The sequence below is a fragment of the Schaalia cardiffensis genome (assembly GCF_016405145.1).
GTDB classification, from domain to species: Bacteria; Actinomycetota; Actinomycetes; order Actinomycetales; family Actinomycetaceae; genus Pauljensenia; species Pauljensenia cardiffensis.
In genome coordinates this window covers 54,093-76,150 of record NZ_JAEKIA010000005.1, presented here as the reverse complement: position 1 = coordinate 76,150, position 22,058 = coordinate 54,093, and the positions used below count along the sequence as shown (strand labels likewise).

At 60.5% G+C, this 22,058-nt stretch carries 21 protein-coding genes; 20 read left to right on the top strand and 1 reads right to left on the bottom strand.

Features of this window, described 5'->3' with window-relative positions; translation table 11 throughout:
* Positions 1-72: 72 nt before the first annotated feature.
* From ftsZ to JFX23_RS04150, 9 genes are all read left to right on the top strand, one after another.
* Positions 73-1,359, top strand: a complete 1,287-nt coding sequence (gene ftsZ, locus JFX23_RS04190) for a cell division protein FtsZ (protein WP_198775860.1) — start codon at positions 73-75, stop codon at positions 1,357-1,359.
* 6 nt (positions 1,360-1,365) lie between these two features.
* Positions 1,366-2,124 (top strand): purine nucleoside phosphorylase YfiH/LACC1 family protein, encoded by a 759-nt coding sequence (locus JFX23_RS04185; RefSeq protein WP_233050563.1) that lies wholly within the window; start codon positions 1,366-1,368, stop codon positions 2,122-2,124.
* Between the two features lie 427 nt (positions 2,125-2,551).
* Entirely contained in the window at positions 2,552-3,019 is a 468-nt protein-coding gene (locus JFX23_RS04180; protein ID WP_040313652.1) for a cell division protein SepF, read from the top strand.
* A 9-nt stretch (positions 3,020-3,028) separates the two neighbouring features.
* On the top strand, positions 3,029-3,331 hold the full coding sequence (locus JFX23_RS04175) for a YggT family protein (RefSeq protein ID WP_005961656.1): 303 nt from the start codon (positions 3,029-3,031) through the stop codon (positions 3,329-3,331).
* Between the two features lie 176 nt (positions 3,332-3,507).
* Positions 3,508-4,128 (top strand): DivIVA domain-containing protein, encoded by a 621-nt coding sequence (locus JFX23_RS04170; RefSeq protein ID WP_005961654.1) that lies wholly within the window; start codon positions 3,508-3,510, stop codon positions 4,126-4,128.
* Between the two features lie 73 nt (positions 4,129-4,201).
* Positions 4,202-4,846, top strand: coding sequence for a signal peptidase II (gene lspA, locus JFX23_RS04165; RefSeq protein WP_005961652.1), 645 nt, complete (start codon positions 4,202-4,204; stop codon positions 4,844-4,846).
* 7 nt (positions 4,847-4,853) lie between these two features.
* Positions 4,854-5,756, top strand: a complete 903-nt coding sequence (locus JFX23_RS04160; protein ID WP_005961650.1) for an RluA family pseudouridine synthase — start codon at positions 4,854-4,856, stop codon at positions 5,754-5,756.
* 107 nt (positions 5,757-5,863) lie between these two features.
* Positions 5,864-9,412 (top strand): DNA polymerase III subunit alpha, encoded by a 3,549-nt coding sequence (gene dnaE / locus JFX23_RS04155; protein WP_198775858.1) that lies wholly within the window; start codon positions 5,864-5,866, stop codon positions 9,410-9,412.
* 813 nt (positions 9,413-10,225) lie between these two features.
* A complete protein-coding gene (locus JFX23_RS04150; RefSeq protein WP_198775857.1) occupies positions 10,226-11,950 on the top strand; it encodes an Ig-like domain-containing protein in 1,725 nt (574 codons plus the stop codon).
* Between the two features lie 503 nt (positions 11,951-12,453).
* On the opposite strand, the gene JFX23_RS04145 is transcribed toward JFX23_RS04150, so the two are convergent.
* Complete coding sequence (locus JFX23_RS04145; RefSeq protein ID WP_198775856.1) at positions 12,454-12,687, bottom strand: RNA-binding S4 domain-containing protein; 234 nt, start codon at positions 12,685-12,687, stop codon at positions 12,454-12,456.
* A gap of 405 nt (positions 12,688-13,092) precedes the next feature.
* On the opposite strand from JFX23_RS04145, the gene hisD reads away from it, so the two are divergent.
* The 11 genes from hisD to JFX23_RS04090 all read left to right on the top strand — a co-directional run bounded on the left by hisD (position 13,093) and on the right by JFX23_RS04090 (position 21,972).
* Positions 13,093-14,427, top strand: coding sequence for a histidinol dehydrogenase (gene hisD / locus JFX23_RS04140; RefSeq protein ID WP_198775855.1), 1,335 nt, complete (start codon positions 13,093-13,095; stop codon positions 14,425-14,427).
* Positions 14,424-15,542, top strand: a complete 1,119-nt coding sequence (locus tag JFX23_RS04135; RefSeq protein WP_198775854.1) for a histidinol-phosphate transaminase — start codon at positions 14,424-14,426, stop codon at positions 15,540-15,542. The genes hisD and JFX23_RS04135 overlap by 4 nt, the downstream gene beginning before the upstream one ends.
* Positions 15,539-16,156 (top strand): imidazoleglycerol-phosphate dehydratase HisB, encoded by a 618-nt coding sequence (gene hisB / locus JFX23_RS04130; protein WP_198775853.1) that lies wholly within the window; start codon positions 15,539-15,541, stop codon positions 16,154-16,156. The genes JFX23_RS04135 and hisB overlap by 4 nt, the downstream gene beginning before the upstream one ends.
* Positions 16,157-16,216: 60 nt before the next feature.
* Positions 16,217-16,936: a hypothetical protein gene (locus tag JFX23_RS04125; protein ID WP_005961636.1), complete on the top strand. Its 720-nt coding sequence runs from the start codon at positions 16,217-16,219 to the stop codon at positions 16,934-16,936.
* 3 nt (positions 16,937-16,939) lie between these two features.
* Positions 16,940-17,575, top strand: coding sequence for an imidazole glycerol phosphate synthase subunit HisH (hisH, locus tag JFX23_RS04120; protein ID WP_198775852.1), 636 nt, complete (start codon positions 16,940-16,942; stop codon positions 17,573-17,575).
* Between the two features lie 96 nt (positions 17,576-17,671).
* On the top strand, positions 17,672-18,409 hold the full coding sequence (gene priA / locus JFX23_RS04115; RefSeq protein ID WP_005961632.1) for a bifunctional 1-(5-phosphoribosyl)-5-((5-phosphoribosylamino)methylideneamino)imidazole-4-carboxamide isomerase/phosphoribosylanthranilate isomerase PriA: 738 nt from the start codon (positions 17,672-17,674) through the stop codon (positions 18,407-18,409).
* Positions 18,410-18,543: 134 nt separating this feature from the next.
* Positions 18,544-19,338, top strand: a complete 795-nt coding sequence (locus JFX23_RS04110) for an SseB family protein (protein WP_051057782.1) — start codon at positions 18,544-18,546, stop codon at positions 19,336-19,338.
* 453 nt (positions 19,339-19,791) lie between these two features.
* Positions 19,792-20,481: a translation initiation factor IF-3 gene (gene infC, locus JFX23_RS04105; RefSeq protein ID WP_005961628.1), complete on the top strand. Its 690-nt coding sequence runs from the start codon at positions 19,792-19,794 to the stop codon at positions 20,479-20,481.
* Positions 20,482-20,523: 42 nt separating this feature from the next.
* Positions 20,524-20,718, top strand: coding sequence for a 50S ribosomal protein L35 (rpmI, locus tag JFX23_RS04100; RefSeq protein WP_005961626.1), 195 nt, complete (start codon positions 20,524-20,526; stop codon positions 20,716-20,718).
* Between the two features lie 25 nt (positions 20,719-20,743).
* A complete protein-coding gene (gene rplT / locus JFX23_RS04095) occupies positions 20,744-21,124 on the top strand; it encodes a 50S ribosomal protein L20 (RefSeq protein ID WP_005961624.1) in 381 nt (126 codons plus the stop codon).
* A gap of 29 nt (positions 21,125-21,153) precedes the next feature.
* On the top strand, positions 21,154-21,972 hold the full coding sequence (locus tag JFX23_RS04090; RefSeq protein ID WP_198775851.1) for a TrmH family RNA methyltransferase: 819 nt from the start codon (positions 21,154-21,156) through the stop codon (positions 21,970-21,972).
* Positions 21,973-22,058: the final 86 nt, after the last annotated feature.

The window sequence follows — 22,058 nt, the reverse complement described above, 5'->3', positions numbered from 1 at the left end:
CCCGGACATGAGCATGGTGAAGATCAACCTTCAACTTGAGGGTGAAGGTATCGACTGGTAAGGGAGCACACTATGGCCGCACCGCAGAACCATCTTGCAGTGATTAAGGTCGTCGGCGTGGGCGGCGGCGGTGTCAACGCCGTCAACCGCATGATCGAGGTTGGCCTTAAAGGCGTTGAATTCATCGCCGTGAACACTGACGCCCAAGCACTGCTCATGTCTGATGCTGAAACGAAGCTCGACATCGGCCGTGAATTGACGCACGGACTTGGCGCGGGTGCCGACCCGAATGTCGGCCGCCAGGCCGCCGAGGACCACATCGAGGAAATCACCGACTCTCTTGCAGGTGCAGACATGGTGTTCGTGACTGCGGGCGAGGGCGGTGGCACCGGCACTGGCGCGGCTCCTGTCGTTGCGCGCGTCGCCCGTGAGGCCGGTGCGCTCACCGTCGGCGTCGTGACCCGTCCTTTCTCCTTCGAGGGAAATCGCCGCGCAGCACAGGCCGAAGCCGGCGTGGAAAAGCTGCGCGGAGAGGTCGATACCCTCATCGTCATCCCGAACAATCGTCTCCTGGAGATCTCCGACACGAACATTTCCGTCCTCGATGCGTTCCGCGCCGCAGACCAGGTGCTCCTCTCCGGAGTTCAGGGAATCACTGAACTCATCACAACGCCGGGCTTGATCAACGTGGACTTCAACGACGTCAAGTCCGTCATGAAGGATGCGGGTTCGGCACTCATGGGGATTGGCGCTGCGACCGGTGAAGACCGGGCGCTGCGCGCCGTTGAGACCGCGATCTCCTCGCCCCTCCTTGAAGCCTCCATTGATGGCGCCCACGGTGTCCTCATGTTCTTCCAGGGCGGATCCAACCTGGGGCTCCAAGAGATCTTCTTGTCCTCGCAGCTTGTTCGCGAGGCCGCCCACCCGGAGGCGAACATTATCTTCGGCTCGGTCATTGACGATTCCCTCGGTGATGAGATCCGGGTGACGATCATCGCTGCGGGCTTTGACGAGATGGAAGCAGAAGCGAGTGCTTCCCCGGCTTGGCAGGCCTCTACGGCGAAGGCTCCGGCTGCACAGGCAGCTCCGGATCCTTCTCCGGCTCCTGCTGCCGTGGCCCCGGCACCCCGTCCTGTTCCTGAAGCTGCAGCTCCCCGCCCCCTCGGGGAGGTATCCACGGTACGCCCGCAGCATCGAGCTGTCGTTGACGTCCCCACTCGTACTGGTGCGATCCCCTTGGCAAAACGCTCCCAACGCCCCGTTGAACGCAATGAGGACCAGTCCCTCGAGGTTCCGCGGATCTTCGACGAGGAAGCTGATAGTGCTTCCGATCTTGACATTCCGGATTTTCTTCGCTGATCCGTGATGTCTCCAGCTCTGAGTGCCCCGGTCCGCCTCGTTGAAGCGGGTCGGGGCACCGCGCCGTTACGTTCGAATATCGCTCATCATGTCCACGACGATCCGATCCTCGTGGCTCAACGACGCCGCGCCCTGGTTGATGAACTCGGACGCCAGATCCTCTGGATGAATCAAACTCACTCAGCAAGAGTCGGGGTGCTCGCGAAGCACGGGGTAAGGACTTGCCTCGACATTGACTCCGAATCCTCCTTCTTCGATCCTCAGGAGCCAGGTACCCTCATTGAAGCCGATGGAGTCATCGTGGACGGGCGCGACTGGCCAGATGCGCCCGCCGCAGCTGTCATGACCGCTGATTGCATGCCCGTCCTCCTTTCGAGCGCCGATGGACGCATTGTCGCGGCTGTGCACGCCGGACGCAGGGGGCTCCTCGACTCGATCCTGACTCGGGCGTTTCGCCTCATGCGAGCCCTTGACCCCTCCGCTCCGATACAAGCGTTCATCGCCCCCTCGATTTGCGGGCGCTGCTACGAAGTGCCCATCGACATGCAGATCGAATGCGTGCGGTCCAGGCCCGAGCTCGAATCGACGAGCTCATGGGGGACTCCCGCCCTTGATCTTCCCGGCGCGGCCAGGGCAGAACTGCTGAGTGCGGGCTGCCAGAAGGTCACGATTGACCCACGCTGCACTTTTGAGGACGACACTCTTCATTCCTATCGCCGAGACCCTTCCTGCGGGCGAAACGCTGCCATCATCAGCCCCCGATAGCTGCTCGACTCGAATTGGGCACAACTTACAGATGCTTTGAGCAGGGTGGGGCGCTACTACGGGAAGACCAAGACCCTGGGGGAGGTGGAACTCCTCAGGTCCCGAAGTCCAGTCGCTGAGACCTGGCCACGACCTTTCGGTGAGGTGGAGTTCGCACACTGTGGTTTCGAGCGTGAGGGCAGATGGAAAGCGTGCAAGGTCAGCCGAGCTCGCCAGGGAAAGGTCACAGCGCGGGGAGGTGATTGTCTAACAGAGGGAGACTCTTTCGAGGCAACGTCACGTGACACGGACGAGGGCGAATGTGGGCGTTCGTGAGAACGGAAGCAGACTTTGCCTCTCCCCTTGTGCGACTCGCCGCAGTGCTTGCGCTGAGGATGGATCTATGAGTCGTAACGTGTGGGAAGCCAACACGGGTGAGGAGAAGACAATGGGCGATTCTTTCGGTGCACGGGCACGCAGGTTCATGGGCTGGGTCCCGGCGGAAGATCTTGAGCTTGATGCTGAAGTCTTCGAACAGGCTGAAGAGCCCGAGGAAATTGCTCCCGTGACTGAGCTCGCACCTGTGGAGCGTTCTTTTGTCTCGCCGATTCACCGTGAGACCCGTGAAGAGGCGCCCGCGGCTGAGCCGACGCGCATTGTCACAGTTCATCCGGAGGCTTATGCCGATGCCCTCGTGATCGGCGAGCATTTCCGTGAAGGAACTCCGGTGATCATGAATCTCACCGACACCTCCGAGGATGAAGCGCGTCGCATCATTGATTTCGCGGGCGGCCTCGCTTTCGGACTTCACGGTACCCTCGAGAAGGTCACGAACCGCGTCTTCCTCCTGTCCCCTCAGGCTTTTGAGGTGATCGGTGAGGCGCAGAGATCACGGCGAACCACCCTGTTGAGCTAGGGCTGATCCGTGCTGAGTTTCCTTGGATGGCTGATCTACTCCATCGCAGGCCTCTACCTCCTAGTGCTTGTTGTCCGAATGGTCTTCGATTGGCTCCAACTCCTGGTCCCGTCCTTTTCCCCCAGGGGTGTCCTCGCTCTTTTTGCGAACCTGATATACGCCGCTTCCGATCCACCGATCCGCTGGTTGAGGGCTCGGATCCCGCCCTTACACTTGGGCGGGGGATTCGCTCTTGACGTCGGTTTCATCCTCCTCTTCATTGCTCTCATGATGCTTCAGCGATTCTCCCTGCTCCTCATGTCCTTTGGCTGATCTGCGCGGATCTAGAGGTGAGCGCCACGTTTTTCTTGTTGTCGATGGTGTACGTGTGGCGATTGCGTCGGTTATGATGACAGCGATGTATTAAAGAGCCGTCGGCCGAGACGACCCTGATACGCTTTGGGGAAATCTCCTAGGCGTCATCAAGTCCCATACTGAGAGGCGAGGAAATGGCCCTGCTGACAACCGAGGACGTCCTCAACAAGACTTTCGCGAACGTGAAGTTCCGCGAGGGATACGACCAGGTTGAGGTCGACGAGTTTCTCGATGAAGTCGTTTCGACGATCTTCGCCCTGAACGTCGAGAACCAGGATCTGAAGGACAAGCTCGAAGCTGCCGAGCGTCGTATCGCAGAGCTCTCGAGCGCCGCCGAGGCGATGCCCTATGTTGAGCCTGCTCCGGTTCCTGCAGAGCCCGAGGAGCCGGTGCCTGCCGTTGAAGAGCCGGTCGTCGCAGCGCCGCAGGTCTTCGAGCCGCTTGCCACCGAGCCTGAGTCGGCCCAGTCCGCCACTTCGATGCTCGCCCTTGCTCAGCGAGTGCACGACGAATATGTGCGTGACGGCAAGGAAGAGTCCGAGCGCATCATCGCTGAGGCTCGCCAGAAGGGTGACGAGATCATCGCCGATGCTCAGAACCAGCACGAAACGATCCTCGCTCAACTCGATCAGCAGCGTGGCCTCCTCGAGACCAAGCTCAATGAACTGCGCACCTTCGAGTCGGAGTACCGCACGAATCTGCGCACTCACCTCGAGGGCCTTCTCTCGCAGGTCAACGCCGGCGTCGAGGAGTGACGGCACCCCATTATCGATGACGGCGGTGGCGCGGGGCGCCACCGCCGTCTTCCATGTGTGAAAGGAAGTGTGAATGAGCGGAGCTCGAAGGTTGGGAGCTTCTTTGAGAGGCAGGATCGGCGTTTGTGCGATCCTCGCCATCTTCGTGATCCTCTCCGATCAGGTGACAAAAGCCTGGGCCCTAGATTCTTTGCACAACGGGCGCCAAATCCCCCTGCTCGGCGATTTCATCACTCTTCAGCTTGTTCACAACCCCGGCGCGGCCTTCTCTTTAGGGGCTTCGACCACCTGGTTCTTCACACTCCTCGCCTTCGTGATTCTTGCGTTGCTCGCCTATGGACTGTGGCGAATGAACTCGGCGTCTTCGGCAGGCGCAATCGGGCTTCTCATGGGAGGAGCGATCGGCAACCTTATCGATCGACTGAGCCAACCCCCCTCGTTCGGCCAAGGTCATGTCATTGACTTCATCAACTACACGGACTTTTTCGTCGGCAATATTGCGGATATTTGGATCGTCATCGGTGCGGCCTGGCTCGCCTGGGAACTCATGAGATCACTTCCTGAAGAGGAGCAGAACCCCGCATTAGCCGCGCCTTTATCCGGGCTCGAATCGGAGGCAGAGCCCCGTGATGATGCGGACGATGCAGATGATGCGCCCGCACCCCAGACTCAAGTTCCCACGGACGTGCTCGAAGCGGAAGTCACCGCCCATGAGTGAATCGCGCATGCTTCCGGTTCCCGATGCGCTTGTCGGTGAGCGTGTTGATGCGGCCTTGTCACGAATGCTCGGGATGTCTCGAGCGCAGTGCCAGGCCCTCATTGAAGCGGGGAACGTCCTCGTCAATGGGGGAGTGCCTTCAAAGTCCACGCGCCTGGCTGCAATGGACTTACTGGAAGTGACAATCCCCGCACCCCAAACGCCACCAGTGCCTGTCACGGGGATGGACATCCTGTACGACGACGAGGATATTGTCGTCGTCGATAAGCCCGTAGGAGTGGCCGCCCACACTGGTCCGGGCTGGAGCGGACCGACTGTCCTGGGCAATCTTGAAGCAGCGGGATACCGGATCACCGGTTATGGGCCTCCAGAGCGCCAGGGGATCGTCCACCGGCTCGATGTGGGTACCTCCGGCGCGATGATGGTCGCGAAGTCTGAACTCGCCTACTCGGTGATGAAACGCGCCTTCAAAGAGCGCACCGTGACGAAGATCTACCACGCCGTCGTCGCCGGTCATATGGACCCGCCTTCGGGCACGATTGAGGCTCCGATTGGGCGCCATCCTTCGAGAGAGTGGCGAATGGCGGTAATCGAGGGCGGCAAAGCTGCCATCACGCACTACGACACGCTCGAGTTGATGGCGGGAGCCTCCTTACTTGAGATCCATTTGGAGACGGGCCGTACACACCAGATCCGAGTGCACACCGCCGCCCTCGGTCATCCTTGTGTCGGGGATGTGTTTTACGGAGCGGACCCGAAGACCGCTGAACGTCTGGGCTTGGAACGCCAGTGGCTCCACGCCGTGAGTCTGTCTTTCGCCCACCCGCGTACCGGTGTGTTGACGAGCGTGCGCTCCCCGTACCCGCCTGATTTGGCCAGGGCCTTGGAGCTTTTGAGAAATCCTGCCTGAGTGAAGGGCTGGCACCCTTGGATGCGAGGACGGATAGAGTTCATGCCCGCCACTTGGGCCAGCGTCGGCCTGCTGCCCTTGAACGCGAGGACGGATAGGATCAGCACATGGCTTCCGACTCCTTCGTGCATCTTCACAATCACTCCGAGTACTCCATGCTCGACGGCGCAGCGAAGACGAAAGCGATGGCGCAAGAGGCTGCTCGCCTGGGCCAGCCGGCCCTGGGCCTGACGGATCACGGCTATCTTTTCGGAGCCTACGAGTTCTACCAGAACTGTTTGGACGCGGGCGTCAAACCGATCATCGGACTAGAAGCCTATGTGACGCCGGGGACTTCACGTTTTGACCGTCAAAAAGTCACCTGGGGTGAGCCTTGGCAAAAGTCGGATGACGTGTCGGCCTCGGGCTCCTACAATCACCTCACTCTCATCGCCTATTCGACAGAGGGGATGCATAATCTCTTCCGTCTGGGTTCTTACGCGTCGACGGACGGCCAGTTCGGCAAGTGGCCGCGCGCCGATAAGGAGCTGCTTCAGCGTTTTCATCAGGGCCTGATCGTCTTCACCGGCTGCCCTTCCGGTGCGGTGCAGACGAGATTGCGTCTCGGGCAATGGGACGAGGCCGTTCGTGAGGCCGCTGAACTTCGCGATATTTTCGGGCCTGAGAACTTCTACGTCGAACTCATGGACCATGGCATCGATATTGAGCGACGCACCCAAAAAGAACTCCTCGAGATCGCCAAACTCTTCGATGCACCACTCGTCGTCACCAACGACTCGCACTACGTGAAGAAGGAAGATCGCAAGATCCAGGACGCGCTCTTGTGCATCAACTCCGGCTCTCGCATCACAGACCCGGATCGTTTCAAGTTCGACGGGGACAGCTACTACATCCGTTCGAGCGACAACATGCGCTCCGCCTGGAGGGAACTGCCCCAGGCCTGTGATTCGACCCTCGAGATCGCTGAACGCTGCGAGGTGAAGTTCACGACCAGCGCCGAGGGCGCGAACTACATGCCCGACTTCCCCGTGCCCGAAGGGGAGGATAAGACTTCCTGGTTCATTAAAGAGGTCGAGCGGGGCCTGAACTACCGTTTCCCGGAGGGAATCCCGGACGCAGTCCGAAAACAAGCGGAGTATGAGGAAGACGTCATTGTCTCCATGGGCTTTCCCGGCTACTTCCTCACCGTCGCGGACTACATCCAATGGGCGAAGAATCAGAATATCCGCGTCGGGCCGGGGCGAGGCTCGGGAGCGGGCTCCATGGTCGCCTACGCCATGCGGATCACCGAGCTCAACCCTCTTGAACACGGCCTGATCTTCGAGCGCTTCCTCAATCCTGAACGAATCTCAATGCCCGACTTCGATGTCGACTTCGATGAGCGCAGGCGTGATGAGGTCATCGCCTATGTCAAACGCAAGTACGGAGAGGATCGCATCAGCCAGGTCGTCACCTACGGCACGATCAAAACGAAGCAGGCCCTGAAAGACTCTGCCCGCATCCTCGGCATGGACTTCAAGGTCGGTGAGCAACTGACGAAGGCCTTGCCACCGAGTGTGCAGGGCAAGGACATCCCCGTTCATGGGATTTTCGATAAAGACAATCCACGTTATGAGGAGGCCGCGGAGTTCAGGAAGTTCTACGAGGAACACCCTGAACTGCACGAGGTCGTTCAATATGCCCTCGGTTTGGAAGGCCTGACGCGCCAATGGGGCGTGCACGCCTGTGCGGTCATCATGTCCAGCCACACCCTCACCGACATCATCCCGATCATGAAACGCCCACAAGACGGCGCGATCATTACACAGTTCGACTACCCAACCTGTGAGACTCTCGGGCTGTTGAAGATGGACTTCCTTGGCCTGCGCAATCTTACGGTGCTCTCGGATGCCCTGGAGAACATCCAGATCAACGGCAAAGAAGACCCCGACCTCGAACATCTCTCCTTCGATGACAAGAAGACCTACGAGCTCTTGTCAGCGGGGGAGACCCTCGGCGTTTTCCAGCTCGATGGTGGTGGGATGCGTGACCTGCTTAAACTCATGAAGCCCGACAACTTCGAAGATATCTCTGCTGTGGGCGCCCTGTACCGTCCGGGCCCGATGGGCGCGAACTCGCATACGAACTATGCGCTGCGCAAGAACGGGCGCCAAGATATTGAGCCGATCCACCCCGAGCTCGCGGATGCGCTCGATCCGATTCTCGGCACGACTTATGGCCTGATCGTCTATCAGGAACAGGTCATGCAGATCGCGCAGAAACTTGCGGGCTACACCCTCGGCCAGGCGGATATCCTCCGTAAGGCAATGGGCAAGAAAAAGCCTGAGGTTCTCGCCAAACAGTTCGAGGGCTTCAAGGCTGGGATGCTCTCGAACGGCTACTCCGAGGAGTCGATTCAGGCTCTGTGGGATGTTGTCGTCCCCTTCTCCGCCTACGCCTTCAACAAAGCCCATTCAGCGGCCTACGGCCTCGTCTCCTACTGGACGGCGTTCTTGAAGGCGAACTATCCGACGGAGTACATGGCGGCTCTTCTCACATCAACCAAGGACAATAAGGACAAGCGGGCCCTCTACCTTGCAGAGGCCAGGCACATGAGCATCAATGTCCTTCCGCCCGATGTCAACGCCTCGCAGGGGAACTTCGCCCCCGATGGTGAGGCGATCCGCTTCGGTTTGAACGCGATCCAAAACGTCGGTGCGAACGTTGTCGAGGCAATTGTCCAGACCCGGAAGGACAAAGGACAGTTCACCTCTTTCCATGACTTTCTCGACAAGGTTCCGCAAGTCGTGTGCAATAAGCGCACGATCCAATCTCTCATTCGCGCGGGGGCATTCGACTCAATGGGCCATACGCGCCGCGCACTTCTGGCCCGCTGCGATGAGGCGGTGGACGCGATCATTGACCTGAAGCGCAATGAGGCTTTCGGCCAATTCGATCTCTTCGGCGCTTTCGGGGACGAGGAGTCGGCTGCTGCTTCTTCCCTTGCAGTTGATATTCCGAATATCCCCGAGTTCGACCGCAAGGCGAAGCTCGCCCAGGAACGAGAAATGCTCGGCCTGTACGTGTCGGATCATCCACTCCGAGGGCTCGAAGGCGCGCTTGCACGCTATCAGGACTATGAGATCGCTCAGGTGGTGAGTTCTGAAGAATCGATGGCGGAGCGCGTCGTGAAGATCGCGGGCCTGGTCTCGGGCGTACAGACGAAGGTGACGAAGCAGGGCTCAATGTGGGCGATTGCCACGATTGAAGACCTTTCTGGTTCCGTTGAGGTGTTGTTCTTCCCCCGCACTTACGAGACGATTCAGACTCACCTCGTTCAGGATGTGATCGTTCAGGTGGAGGGGCGAGTCAATGTCCGTGATGAGGGGATGAGCATCTACGGCCAATCGATGACGCTGGTGGATGCGCGTGAGGATTGTGATACTCCGATTGAGGTGGAATTGCCTGTTGCTCGCTGCACGCCAAGCCTTTTGCGGGAACTCAAGGATGTTCTTGAGTCCTTCCCGGGCGCATCACCGGTGCGTTTGCGTATTCGTGAGACAGGTCGTACGACGCTCGTTGAGTTGGATCCGAAGCTGAGGGTCACTCAATCGAGTGCTTTCTTCTCGCAGATCAAAGCAGTGGTCGGTGTTGATGGGGTTCGGATATCAGGGTGAAGGGTCTCCCGGTCTTCACAATTCAGGGAGCAGCCGGGGGTCTGAATTCGCCGCTTGATCTGTCGGATGGCCGATGAAAGCCCAAACTCGCAGACGCTGAAGGGTTTCTTCTCCTCATCGAAGAAGAAACCTTTCCCCATTGACTTGGATCATCTTTGCGGTGACTGTTTCATCTTTCGCTATATGACGAGGTGTAATAAAGCGGGCTCTCTTGTGGGGAATGTGAAGGGTGGTAAGAATCCCGTGAAGAGAGGTTTTTGGAAGCGGCCTTGTCCTCATTTCTCTTGTCCTTGGCGCGCTAGGAGCTGCGATCCTGATTGTCCTCGTCGCAAGCGCGGCTAAGACTGATTTTAGTAGGAGGCGTTGAGGCGCTGAAGCATTGAGGATGAGTAGCTGTGTCGGAATGTGTTCCTGGTTTCTAGCCCGCAGCGTTTCAAGAATTGAAATAATTGTGAGAGTGTGTGATCCATCCCCCGATTGTGGGCTCCCGGTAAATGAAGAGGCCCCTGATAGCTCAAGCGTGCTGCTCCTGAGTTATGTAGGAGTTCACGCTGTTTACGCATGTCGGACAAAGAAGCGGCACACTATTCGGGATGGGGTGGGGGACTTGCTCTTGTGGAGTGCAAAGAGGGAGGAGAATGCTGCGTGACCTGGACGGGCAAGGTGAAGTCTTGCGAGTGCTTGTTTGGCTATGGGATAGTGGAAGCACTGTGTCTTCGGAAGAGCAGTGCGGTGTGTGCTGCGCTCTTTTCTGGGTGATGCTGGTGTTTTTCATCCGCGTTCCGCGGATTCGACAAGCGTGAGGATTAACTCGTGAATACACGAAATGATCGAATGAGCATGAGGCGCTTGGCTGCGCTTTTCGCGTTCATTCTCGCCTTTGCCCTGGTGATTCCGGGGCTGACGATGACAGCGAAGGCCGAAGCGAAGAACGTGGACGTTAAGATCACGAGCTTCGAAATCCAGAATGTGAAGGAAGAGAAGGTCGACCAGATCTTCTTCGGCGACATGTTCCGCCTAGTGATGGACTGGGATGCGAAGCATCTGGGGATGAGTATCCATGAGGGGGACTACTTCGACATCACTTTGCCTGAGGCAATGCGCTTCCCCTCTGAAGTCACGGAGATGGACTTCGATGTGAAGGATAAGACTTCGGGTAAGGTCGTCGGCTCCGGTCATGTCACACCCGGTGCTGGGAGCATTGGCGGAACAGTGCGCATCACCTTCAACAAGGAGGTGGAGAACAAATACAACCTCCACGGAAGCATGTGGCTCGGCGCCAAGTTTGAAGAGACGAAGATCAACAAGGGTGTGGTGAACGACTTCTCCGTCACCGTCAACGGCAAGGCCACTACTGCGTCCGTTACCCCTCTTGATCATGGCGACATCACCAATGAGGATCTTCTGAAGTGGGGCAAGCCCGTGGAAGGCAAGCCTAAGATTGTGCGCTGGGGAGCGCGCATCAATGGCGCGAAGAAGAACTACAAGAACGTTGTGTTGAGCGATGAACTGGTCGGCGAAGGAGACGAGACCTTCGTCGAAGGTAGCTTCGAACTGTGGCGAGTCGAGTTCAATACCAATGGCACAATCAAGCAGCAGCTGGAAAAGATTGATCTGACTGGAAAGCTGGATCTTTCGCCGGACAAGAAGCGCTTCACCATTGACCTAGGCGATATTAATGGCGAGCAGTACAGCCTCCACTATCAGACGAGCTACAACAAAGCGGGTTCCAGCTTGAAGAACACGCTCAAGCTCGGATCTCAGGACCAGGAGACTAAGCAGCACGTCTACACTTACCGTTCGGTTACTTCCGGTGGTGACGCCACTGGCGATCTCGCGTCGAGGATCAAGCTCATCAAGGTCGATGCCGATGATGACACGATCGTCTTGAAGGATGCTGTCTTCGAGGTGACGAAGCCGGGCGATCCCAACTTCGCTCCCCTGGAGTTGACCACGGGTGAGGACGGGACCGTGACCTCGGAGCCGCTCGAACAGGGAACCTACAAGGTCAAGGAGAAGAAGGCTCCCAAGGGGTATGAGCCCAGCGATGAAGAGTTCACGCTGGAGGTGACCCGTGATGGTGGTGCGGTTCAGACGATCACGAATAAGCGCTTGTTCTTCGAGGCGCCGGTGGTCAAGAAGTGGCAGGACTCGAACAACAAGGCCGGTAAGCGTCCTGATTCGGTGAAGGTTCAGCTCTTCGCCAATGGCAAGGAGCTTGGTCAGCCGGTTGTTCTCAATGAGGCCAATGGCTGGTCTCATAAGTGGCCGGGGCTGATCCTGCAGGAGAACGATGCGGACATCGTCTACTCGGTTAAGGAACTGGATGTTCCTGAAGGCTATGAGTCAGTTGTGACCGGAGATGCTCAAAACGGTTTCACTGTGACGAATTCTTTCGTTGAGAAGAACACGGAGGGCGGTAAGAAGCTTGCCAAAACTGGTTTTTCCGGTGGTGGGCTGGCCCTCGCTTCTCTTGTCCTTGGTGGAGCGGGCGCAGCGATCCTTGTTGCGCGTCGCCGCAAGCACAGCCAAGACTGACACGACGCGATGCCTTGAGATGCTGAAACGTCGAGGCTGAGCAGGTGGGGGCTGAGAACAGGAATGTTCTCAGCCCCCACTAGCTTGTTTGGGAGAAAGGACGCGCGCTGCCTCTGTCGCGCTGCCTGAGCCATAATGCTGATGTCGTGCTGGCTATCCCGTGGTTTTAGCCGCCATCACTGTGCTGGGCTTCGCTCGTCCCACTGTGTGGGGCATTAGCCTGCACCACGAGAAGCTAGAGGGCAGCAGCACCACGCAGCGGCGCAAAACTACACCCGAAACCTTGTCTTTTCGGGCACAACTCGGACGCACTGCTCCGAATCGTGAAGAACTCCCCAGATCAAAGTTCGAATGGTCCGACTCGAGCCCACCCAATGTCCGACTTGTGGCAGTTTATGCCCGCTCGGGGTTGGAGGTGTGGCCTCTCCCGGGCTGCCCGAGCGATGAATCCTGCGACCACTACGCGAGGCAGGGCGAAGAGATGCCTCGCCTGATGCGACCCCTCAGTCGATGACGTGGATGCGAGCGCCCGCACGCCCAGTGGGGGAGTCAACTTCGATCATGTCATCGTGTGAAAGCTGTCGTCCACGGCGCGTCTCCACCACGCCATTGACGAGCACATCACCGCCTTGGATGAGTACGCGCGCCATCGCTCCGTCCTCGACAAGGCCCGCCAATTTGAGGAACTGTCCTAAACGGATGACACCGGATACCGCAATGACGGGGACAGTGGACATGAGTATTCTCCTCGCTGGTCGTGATGGCCCCCAGCATCTCACTGATGCGCCTCCAGCGCATTCGACGTCCCGAGCCGTGTGTTCGCTCCCGGAGCTGAGTGACGGGTTCACCCCTGGAGCTGAGCCTCCTGTGCGCTGCTGGAGATGAGCCGAGTGCTCACCCTCGGAGTTGAGCGACGGGTTCGTCTTCGAGCTGAGTCGTGTGTTCGTTCACGGAGTTGAGTCGAGTGCTCACCGCCGAGCTGAGCCGAGTGCTCACCGCCGAGCTGAGCCGAGTGCACACCGCCGGACCTGAGCCCCATGTGCGCACCTAGAGCTGAGCCTCCTGTTCGCCCCGGAGCTGAGCCGCCTGTTCACCCTGGAAACGAAAAAGCCTGGTGTCAGCGAGTCGCCTATCATGAGCACATGATCTCCACGATGAGACGGATCGACCTCACAGATGGCGCGCTGACAGGGACGAAACTGTCGGACGCGTTGCCGCGGGCAGCCCTCGACACCACAGCAGCGGCCCAGGCCGTCGCCCCCATCATCGCTCGAGTCAAAGACGAAGGGGCCCCCGTCCTCTACGAACTCGCTGAACGCTTCGACCATGTTCGCCCCGAGCGTCTGCGAGTCCCCGCCGAAGCACTCACACGCGCCCTCGAGCAACTCGACCCGCAGGTGCGCGAAGCCCTGGAAACCTCGATCGAACACAACCGCATCGGTCACACCCAGCAACTCCCCGCACCCTCCCAGACTCAGATCATCCCGGGCGGCACCGTCGAACAAAGGTGGCTCCCCGTCGGGCGCGTCGGCCTGTATGTCCCCGGCGGACTCGCCGTCTACCCCTCCTCCGTCGTCATGAACGCCGTGTGCGCTCAAGTCGCCAAAGTAGGCTCAATCGCCCTCGCCTCGCCCCCTCAAGCTGAGTTCGCCGGCTTGCCGCACCCGACGATCCTCGCCGCATGCGCCCTCCTCGGTGTCGACGAAGTCTGGGCCATCGGCGGCGCCCAAGCGATCGCTGCCCTGAGCTACGGAATCACCGACGGAGAGGACATTCTTCAACCGGTTGACGTCGTCACCGGACCGGGCAACATTTACGTCGCAGCCGCCAAAAGACTCGTCCAAGGCACCGTCGGCATTGATGCCGAAGCCGGGACGACAGAGATCGCGATCCTCGCCGACGAGACGGCAACCCCCGAATTCGTCGCAGCCGACCTCATCAGCCAGGCCGAGCACGATCCGGCCGCAGCCTCCGTGCTCGTCACCACCTCAGCCGCACTCGCCGAAGCCGTCGACGCGATCATCCCCACTCAAGCTCGCGCGACCACCCACACTGAACGAATCCTCACCGCCCTATCAGGGCCCCAATCCGGGATCGTCCTCGTCGATACTCTCGACGAGGCACTCGAAGTGGTCAACGCCTACGCCGCCGAACACCTCGAGATCCACACCGCGAACGCTTCACAGGTGGCACAGCGGGTCACGAACGCCGGGGCGATCTTCGTCGGCCCCTACACGCCGGTCCCACTCGGCGATTACATTGCCGGTTCTAACCACGTCCTGCCCACCGGGGGGACCGCCCGCTTCGCTTCGGGCCTCAACGTCACCCAGTACCTGCGCAGCCAGCAAGTCGTTGAATACACCGCTGAGGCGCTCGCACAACTCACCCCCCAACTTGATGTACTCGCACGCGAGGAGAACCTGCCCGCCCACGGACAAGCCGCCCTCATCCGGGCGAGGGAGGGGAAAAGCCAATGAGTCTCCTCCTCCCAGTGCGTGAAGACCTCGCAGGACTCGAGCCCTACGGCGCGCCCCAATTGGATGTGCCCGTGCGCCTCAATGTCAACGAGAACCCCTACGCACCCTCGCCCGAGGTTATTGCCGATATCACCCGCTCCGTCGCCGAAGCCTCACACACCCTCAACCGCTACCCGGACAGGGATTTCACCGAGTTGCGCCGCGCCCTCGCCGACTACCTGGAAGTGGAATCAGGAGTCAGGCGCGCCCCGGAACTCATCTGGGCGGCCAATGGTTCAAACGAGATCATGACCCAGATCCTCCAAGCATTCGGGGGCCCTGGGCGCACCCTCGTCTCCTTTGCCCCCACCTACTCCATGTATCACGAGTATGCGCGTGATACGAACACCAGCTGGGTGCAGGGAAGGCGCCTCGACGACTTCTCCCTCGACCTCGACGCCGTCGCCCGGGTGCTCGCCCACGAGCACCCCGCTGTGCTCGTCCTCGCCAGTCCGAATAATCCGACGGGCACGGCGCTGCCCCAAGAACAGCAGCGGGCGATCCTGGAAATGACCCGCGAATCCGGGCCCATCATCAATGGACGCCCCAGCGCGACCCTCGTTGTTATCGACGAGGCCTACGGGGAATTCCGCCGAGAAGGAGTGCCCTCCGCCCTCGAACTACTCGAAGACGCCCCCCACCTCGTCGTCACACGCACCATGTCGAAAGCCTTCGGAATGGCTGGCCTACGTCTGGGCTACATGAGCGCCGCGCGCGAGATCATCAACGCCGTCATGCTGGTGCGCCTGCCCTACCACCTCTCCGCCCTCACACAGGCGGCCGCCCTCGCAGCTTTGCGTCACAAAGACTCCCTCATGGCGCAGGTCGGCGCATTGCGCAAGGAACGCAACGGCCTCGTCGACTGGTTGCGCACCCATGGTTTTCACGCCCTCGACTCGGATGCGAACTTCGTTCTTTTCGGCACCTTCGAGGACCGCGCAGCGATCTTCGAAGCCCTGCTCGCCCGAGGTGTCCTCATCCGTGTCGTCGGCCCCGAAGGGTGGTTGCGCGTCAGCGTCGGCACCCCTGAAGAGACCCGCCTGTTCACCACTGCACTGGAGGAGATCACTCGATGAGCCTCGTTTTCGACACCCCCCGCCTCGCCGTCATTGACCGCGCCACCTCCGAGTCCACGATCCACGTGGAAATGAACCTCGACGGCACGGGCGCGACCGAGATTTCAACAGGCGTCCCCTTCTGGGACCACATGCTCACCGCCCTGGGTAAGCACTCACTCATTGACTTGAAGATCCAGGCCAGCGGTGACACCCACGTGGACGTGCACCACACGGTCGAAGACACGGCGATCTGCCTGGGCCTCGGCCTGAAGGAAGCGCTCGGCGACAAGCGTGGCATCAAGCGCTTCGGCGATGCGACCGTGCCCCTCGATGAGGCTCTCGCCCGCGCAGTCGTCGACGTTGCAGGCCGGCCCTATATCGTTCACGAGGGCGAGCCCGCAGGCCAGGAGTATCACCTCATTGGCGGCCACTTCACCGGCTCCATGACGAGGCACGCCCTCGAATCCCTCACCTTCAACTCTGGAATCTGCCTGCACATGAGCGTCCTCAATGGGCGCGACCCGCATCATATTGTCGAAGCACAGTTCAAGGCGCTCGCCCGAGCTCTTCGCAGTGCTGTTGAGCCTGATCCCCGTGTCGAGGGGATCCCCTCGACGAAGGGCGCCCTTTAAGAGCTGCGATACGATCGGCTCAACGCCTTTGAGGCTGCGCCGCAAGAATCTGGAGAAGGCATGTCCATGCGAGACGATGACATTGATGCCGAGTTCCGCGACCTCGTCGCAGGGCTCGCGGATTCCTCTCAGCCTGATGCTGTTCCCATGAAGGCTGCGGAACACACTGCGCAACACGGAGGCGCAGAGGATTTCGCCTCAGAGCTGAGCGGCCTGGAAGCGGCTTTGAAGGACCCGGATGACACTCCGGTTGATGAGCAGCTCCATCTTGACGGCGGCAAACTCTCCGTCGGTCTTGTGCTCGCACCGATCCCCTCCCCAGAGGCACTCCACGCCCTCCTGGGGCTCACAGGGATTCGTGCGACGGTCGTGCGCCTCAAACCCTGGACTGGAGTATGGCTGCGCGTTGAGACGACTCCGACGGACGAGGACGAACTCGACGCCCTGTTGAATGAGAGCCGTCCGATGCCCGATGACGTGGACGCCGTCGCTCGCACAGTGTCGCGCCTATCGAAGTACGGCGCTGTCGCAATAATGTCTTGGCTGGTCGAAGGCGATGGGGTGGAACCAGGAGTGTCCGGGCGGATCAGTGCGCAACGCTATGTGGCCGGCCAGCCTGAAGAGCCGATCCCGGCGGGGGTCCTCCTCGGGTCGATGCCCCAAGCGACCGAGGATCTCCTCCTTGGGCGCACCACCCCCAGCGATTACAGTGATTCAGTCCTCGCCGAGGGCGGCCCGAAGCGTCGCCCCGGTCCTTTCGGCTTCTTCAAGAAAAGGTGATCCATGGCTGTGCGCCTCGTCGTCTTCGACTACGGTTCGGGAAATGTCCGTTCGGCGTGCCGCGCCCTCGAACAGGTGGGGGCCGAAGTGGAACTCACCTCGGATCGTGACGCCTGCCTGAACGCGGATGGTCTTTTCGTTCCCGGGGTCGGCGCCTTCGCCGCCGTCATGGCTCAGCTTCGCGAGGCCAATGGGCCGAACATCATTGAACGTCGCCTCTCGGGAGGGCGCCCCGTGATGGGCGTCTGCGTGGGCCTGCAAGTCATGTTCGAATCCTCCGAAGAAAAAGGCGAGGCCGAGGGGCTTGCGCAATGGCCCGGAGTGGTTCGCCGTCTCAACGCCCCAGTCGTACCGCACATGGGCTGGTCGCCAGTGGAAGCGGGAGCAGGATCGATGCTCTTTTCCGGCGTTGAGGACCAGCGCTTCTACTTCGTGCACTCCTATGCCGCGATCAACGACCCCGCAGCCCCCTTCGACGATGGGCGTACCGTGCCGCCCCTCGTGTCCTGGGCGAAACATGGGGACTCGCGTTTCGTTGCTGCTGTTGAGAACGGTCCGCTGTGCGGCACACAGTTCCACCCGGAAAAGTCCGGCGAAGCGGGTCTCGCTTTGTTGAAGAACTGGCTCTCCTCTCTGTGAACGAAGCGCAGGGCTCCTCGTCCTCGTGCCGCATCATCCTCGCCCTTGACTATGACTTCGCTTCCTCGGCCCACTCGTAGGAATGAAAGGCTTGACATGTCCACACTCATCCTCTTGCCCGCAGTTGATGTCGTGAACGGGCAGGCCGTTCGCCTCACCCAGGGGCAGGCCGGTACGGAAACCGTGTACGGCACTCCGCTCGAAGCGGCCCGCTCTTTCGTCGAAGCGGGGGCGAAGTGGCTGCACTTGGTCGATCTGGATGCCGCTTTCGGTCGAGGCTCGAATGCGGAGCTCCTCCAGTCGATCACCGCGCAGCTGCCGATCAATGTGGAACTGACCGGCGGGATCAGGGATGACGAGTCTTTGAGGCGTGCTTTGGAGTGCGGGGCACGACGGGTGAACCTCGGGACGGCTGCGATTGAGAACCCGGAGTGGACGGAGAAAGTGATTGGCGAGTTCGCAGATCGGATCGCCCTTGGCCTTGATGTGCGCGGCGAGACCCTGGCGGGGCGCGGTTGGACGACTCAGGGGCCGAATCTTTTCGAGACGATCGCTCGCTTCGACGCGGCGGGCTGTGCTCGCTATGTCGTGACCGATGTGTCGCGTGATGGCATGCTTTCGGGGCCGAATCTTGAGTTATTGGCGCGCCTGTGTGAGGCGACGGATGCTGCGATCGTCGCATCGGGGGGTGTGTCGAGTCTTCAGGACATTGAAGCGATCCGTGGTCTTGTCGATGCTGGTGTTGAAGGCGTTATCGTGGGTAAGGCTTTGTACTCGGGGCGTTTCACGCTCCCGGAGGCGCTCGACGTGGCCGCTGGGGCGTCTGCACGGTGACCACTGGTCCTGAACCTGTGGGCTTGAGTGGCGAGGGCGGGGCAGTGGAGGGCAAACGGCTCTTGTCTTCCCAGCCCGGGCCTGTATCGGGACCTATTCCCCCGAGTGAGGGGGGCGCAGCCTCAGAGAGGATTGTGAGGCCGGATGCCGAGCAACGCGAGAAGATCGCAGCGCGCCTCGGCTTGAAGAATCGGGATCGCAGTGATCGCGGTCAGGCTCTTCCCCTCACGCGGGCGGCGCTTGAACTTTTCGCCTCTGAAACGCTTGATGCGAATGAGAAAGAGACGAGCTCGGAGGGGGGCAGGGGCAAGGCGCCTAACGAGAGTCGAGTCGAGGCGGGGCTCAATGCGCTCGTCAAGGCCATCTCCTCGGAGCGCGTCATTGTGCCCGTCGAGTTCACACAGACCACGCAGGGGGACAAGGAGAAACACGGCGCGATTGAGTTCGTCCGTGTCCCTACTCCCGCGGGTGATGCCCTCGCCATCTACTCTTCAGTTCAGGCTCTTGCTCATGACCGTCCTTGGGCTCGCCCGATGGCTTATGACGCTTTCAAAGTGTGCCTCGCCGCCCTCGTGGAGACGGGCGGGAGGATCGTCGTGGATCCCGGATCAGCGCAGATTGTCGTTCCACGCCCAGCGGTGGCGGCCCTTGCCCAGCATGACGAGTGGTTGCCGGCGTGGAAGGATGCGGAGCTTGTTTCGCATTTGCGTGATCTGGCCGGGGTGGGAAGAAACGGGATCCTTGACCTTCGAATCAGCTACGAGGGGGAGGGCCTATTCCGCGTTGATGTGTTGGCCGATGCGGCTTTTGAGCAGGGGATGCTCCGTTCGTCTCTTGATTCGGCGCTGCGCAGGATGGGGAGTTCTCAGCGCTTGATCGCCGCAGTGGATCGTGTGGAGCTGACACCGAGGCTCGTGAGGAAAGCCTGAGAGACGGGCTGCTCTTCATTTGGTCTTCTGGAGTTGCGCCCTGGCGTTTTGCCTTGGAGGGTGTGTGGTTTCAGCGGGTTCGTGCTTCACTCGGGCACAAGTCGGACCTTGCGCTGTGTGTTTGAGGGGCTGAGCGGAGCCGACCTGGGCAAATGCCCGCTTGCGTTCATTGAGAGCCTCGCTTGTGTCCGACTTGTGCCCGGGGCTGTCTTGTACTCGGGCTGTGAGCCGATCCACTGGGTGTGAAAGCTCGTGGGTTGGCGACGAATCCCCTCCGCCTGTTAGGGTGGAAACAACCGTTCGGGCGACTGCCCGAGATGCAAGTGGAGTCTCTCCCACCTGGATACCCGCCCCGTCCTCGTGATGGGGTCAGCGATTCGGATCGCACACTTAAGGGAATCGGGTCTGACGGCGGTGCTTTCGCGCTGCTGTTGAGGATGAGCCTCCGTGCGCATGAAGTGCAACGGAGGCTTTTTCGTTGCCCTTCACGAAGAACCGTGGAAGGAGCCACTCATCAGCGAGACGCGCATTAACGAGCGGATCCGAGTTCCCGAGGTCCGCCTCGTGGGACCCGGAGGGGAACAGGTCGGTGTTGTCCGTGTCGAGGACGCGCTGCGCCTGGCCGAAGAGGCCGGACTCGACCTCGTCGAGGTCGCACCCGACGCCAAGCCGCCGGTCGCGAAGCTTATGGACTACGGCAAGTACAAGTACGAAGCCGCCCAGAAAGCGCGCGATGCCCGACGGAACCGGGCGAATACGCAGCTCAAGGAGATCCGCTTCCGCCTGAAGATCGACGACCACGACTTCGGCGTCAAGAAGGGACACGTTGAGCGTTTCCTCTCCGCCGGAGACAAGGTCAAAGTCATGATCATGTTCCGCGGCCGTGAGCAGTCCCGCCCCGAAGCGGGCGTCCGTCTGCTCCAACGCCTCGCGGACGAGGTCGGCGAACTCGCCACCGTCGAGTCCATGCCCCGCCAAGACGGGCGCAACATGACCATGGTCCTCGCTCCGACGAAACGAAAGTCGGACGCGCTCAACGAGCAACGCAAGCGGCGCGAGGCCGAGCGTGAAGAGCGTCGAGGCAAGCGCGCTGAGCGTGCGAGCAGGGACCAGGCGCGCAACGCCACCACGGAGACCAACTGACGACCTCGATTATTCGATGTCATAACAGAGAAGGAATAGAGAATGCCGAAGAACAAAACGCACTCCGGTGCTAAGAAGCGCTTCCGCGTGACCGGCTCGGGCAAGATCATGCGCGAGCAGGCGGGCGCCCGCCACCTGCTGGAGCACAAGTCCAGCCGCAAGACCCGCCGCCTCGCTACGGATCAGGTCCTGGAGAACGCTGACGTCAAGCGCGTCAAGCGACTCCTCGGCAAGTGACCGGTACGAATAGGAGAACTGAAACATGGCACGTGTCAAGCGTTCTGTTAACGCCAAGAAGAAGCGTCGTACCGTCCTCGAGCAGGCCTCCGGCTACCGCGGCCAGCGCTCGCGCCTGTACCGCAAGGCCAAGGAGCAGGTCACTCACTCCTTCGTCTACTCCTACCGCGACCGCAAGGCCCGCAAGGGCGATTTCCGTCGCCTCTGGATCCAGCGCATCAACGCCGCCTCGCGCGCGCAGGGAATGACCTACAACCGCTTCATCCAGGGCCTCGGCCTTGCCGGTGTCGAGATCGACCGCCGTATGCTCGCCGAGCTCGCGGTGAACGACACCAACGCCTTCAACGCTCTCGTCAAGGTCGCGAAGGACGCCCTCCCCGAGGACGTCAACGCTCCCAAGGCCTGAGCTTGTCGCACTTTTCAGAGCGCCCGACCGTGCTCGCCAATCCTCGCGCTGATCGCGTGCGCAAAGTGGCAGCACTGGTTGGGCGCTCTGCGCGTTCACGCACGGGCCTCATCCTCGTTGAAGGCCCTCAAAGCCTCAGAGAACTTCTCGCGCACCGCAGCAGCGAGGTCGTGGACGTATATGTTTCCGAGGACGCCGCTTCTTCGCATCCAGAGCTTCTTGAACTCGCACGGCAGCGGACTCGATGGGTGCACGTGTGCACCGAAGAGGTGATCCGTGAGATGAGTGGCGATGCTCAAGGGCTCGTCGCCGTCGCGAAGAAAGACGCGATTTCCTCTGTACTTCAAGAGGTGCCCACAGGCTCGGCTATTGCCCTCATCGCCCAGGGACGCGACCCCGGTAATGTCGGCACTATTATTCGAACCGCCGATGCCATGGGTGCCGCCGCAGTCATCACCGTTGCGGGCACAGTTGAGGTGGGCAACCCGAAGGTCCTGCGAGCCTCAGCAGGCTCCGTCTTCCATCTGCCGATCATAACGAGTGAGGACTTCGAGTCCGCTGTGCGGATGGTCCATTCTTTCAAAGGGACAGTACTCGGAACCTCCGGCGGATTCGGGACCCTCGACCTCGACGAGCTCATCGAAGAAGCGCGCACTGGCTCAGGGCCCCTGGCCGCCACTCACGCCTGGGCTTTTGGCAACGAGGCCAAAGGCCTGTCCCCGGCTGAACTCAAAGCCTGCGACTCTCTCGTGTCGATCCCCATGACGGGAGCAGCTGAGTCTTTGAACGTCGCTTCGGCGGCAGCGATGTGCCTCTTCGCCTCCCAGAACGCGCGTCGATTTCGCTGAAAGAGCCTTCGTGCTCCAGCGGTGAAGCTGGCCTTGAGCTGGCAGAAGAGGCCTGAGCTCACGCTCAAAGGTTCGTTAGTCTTAAG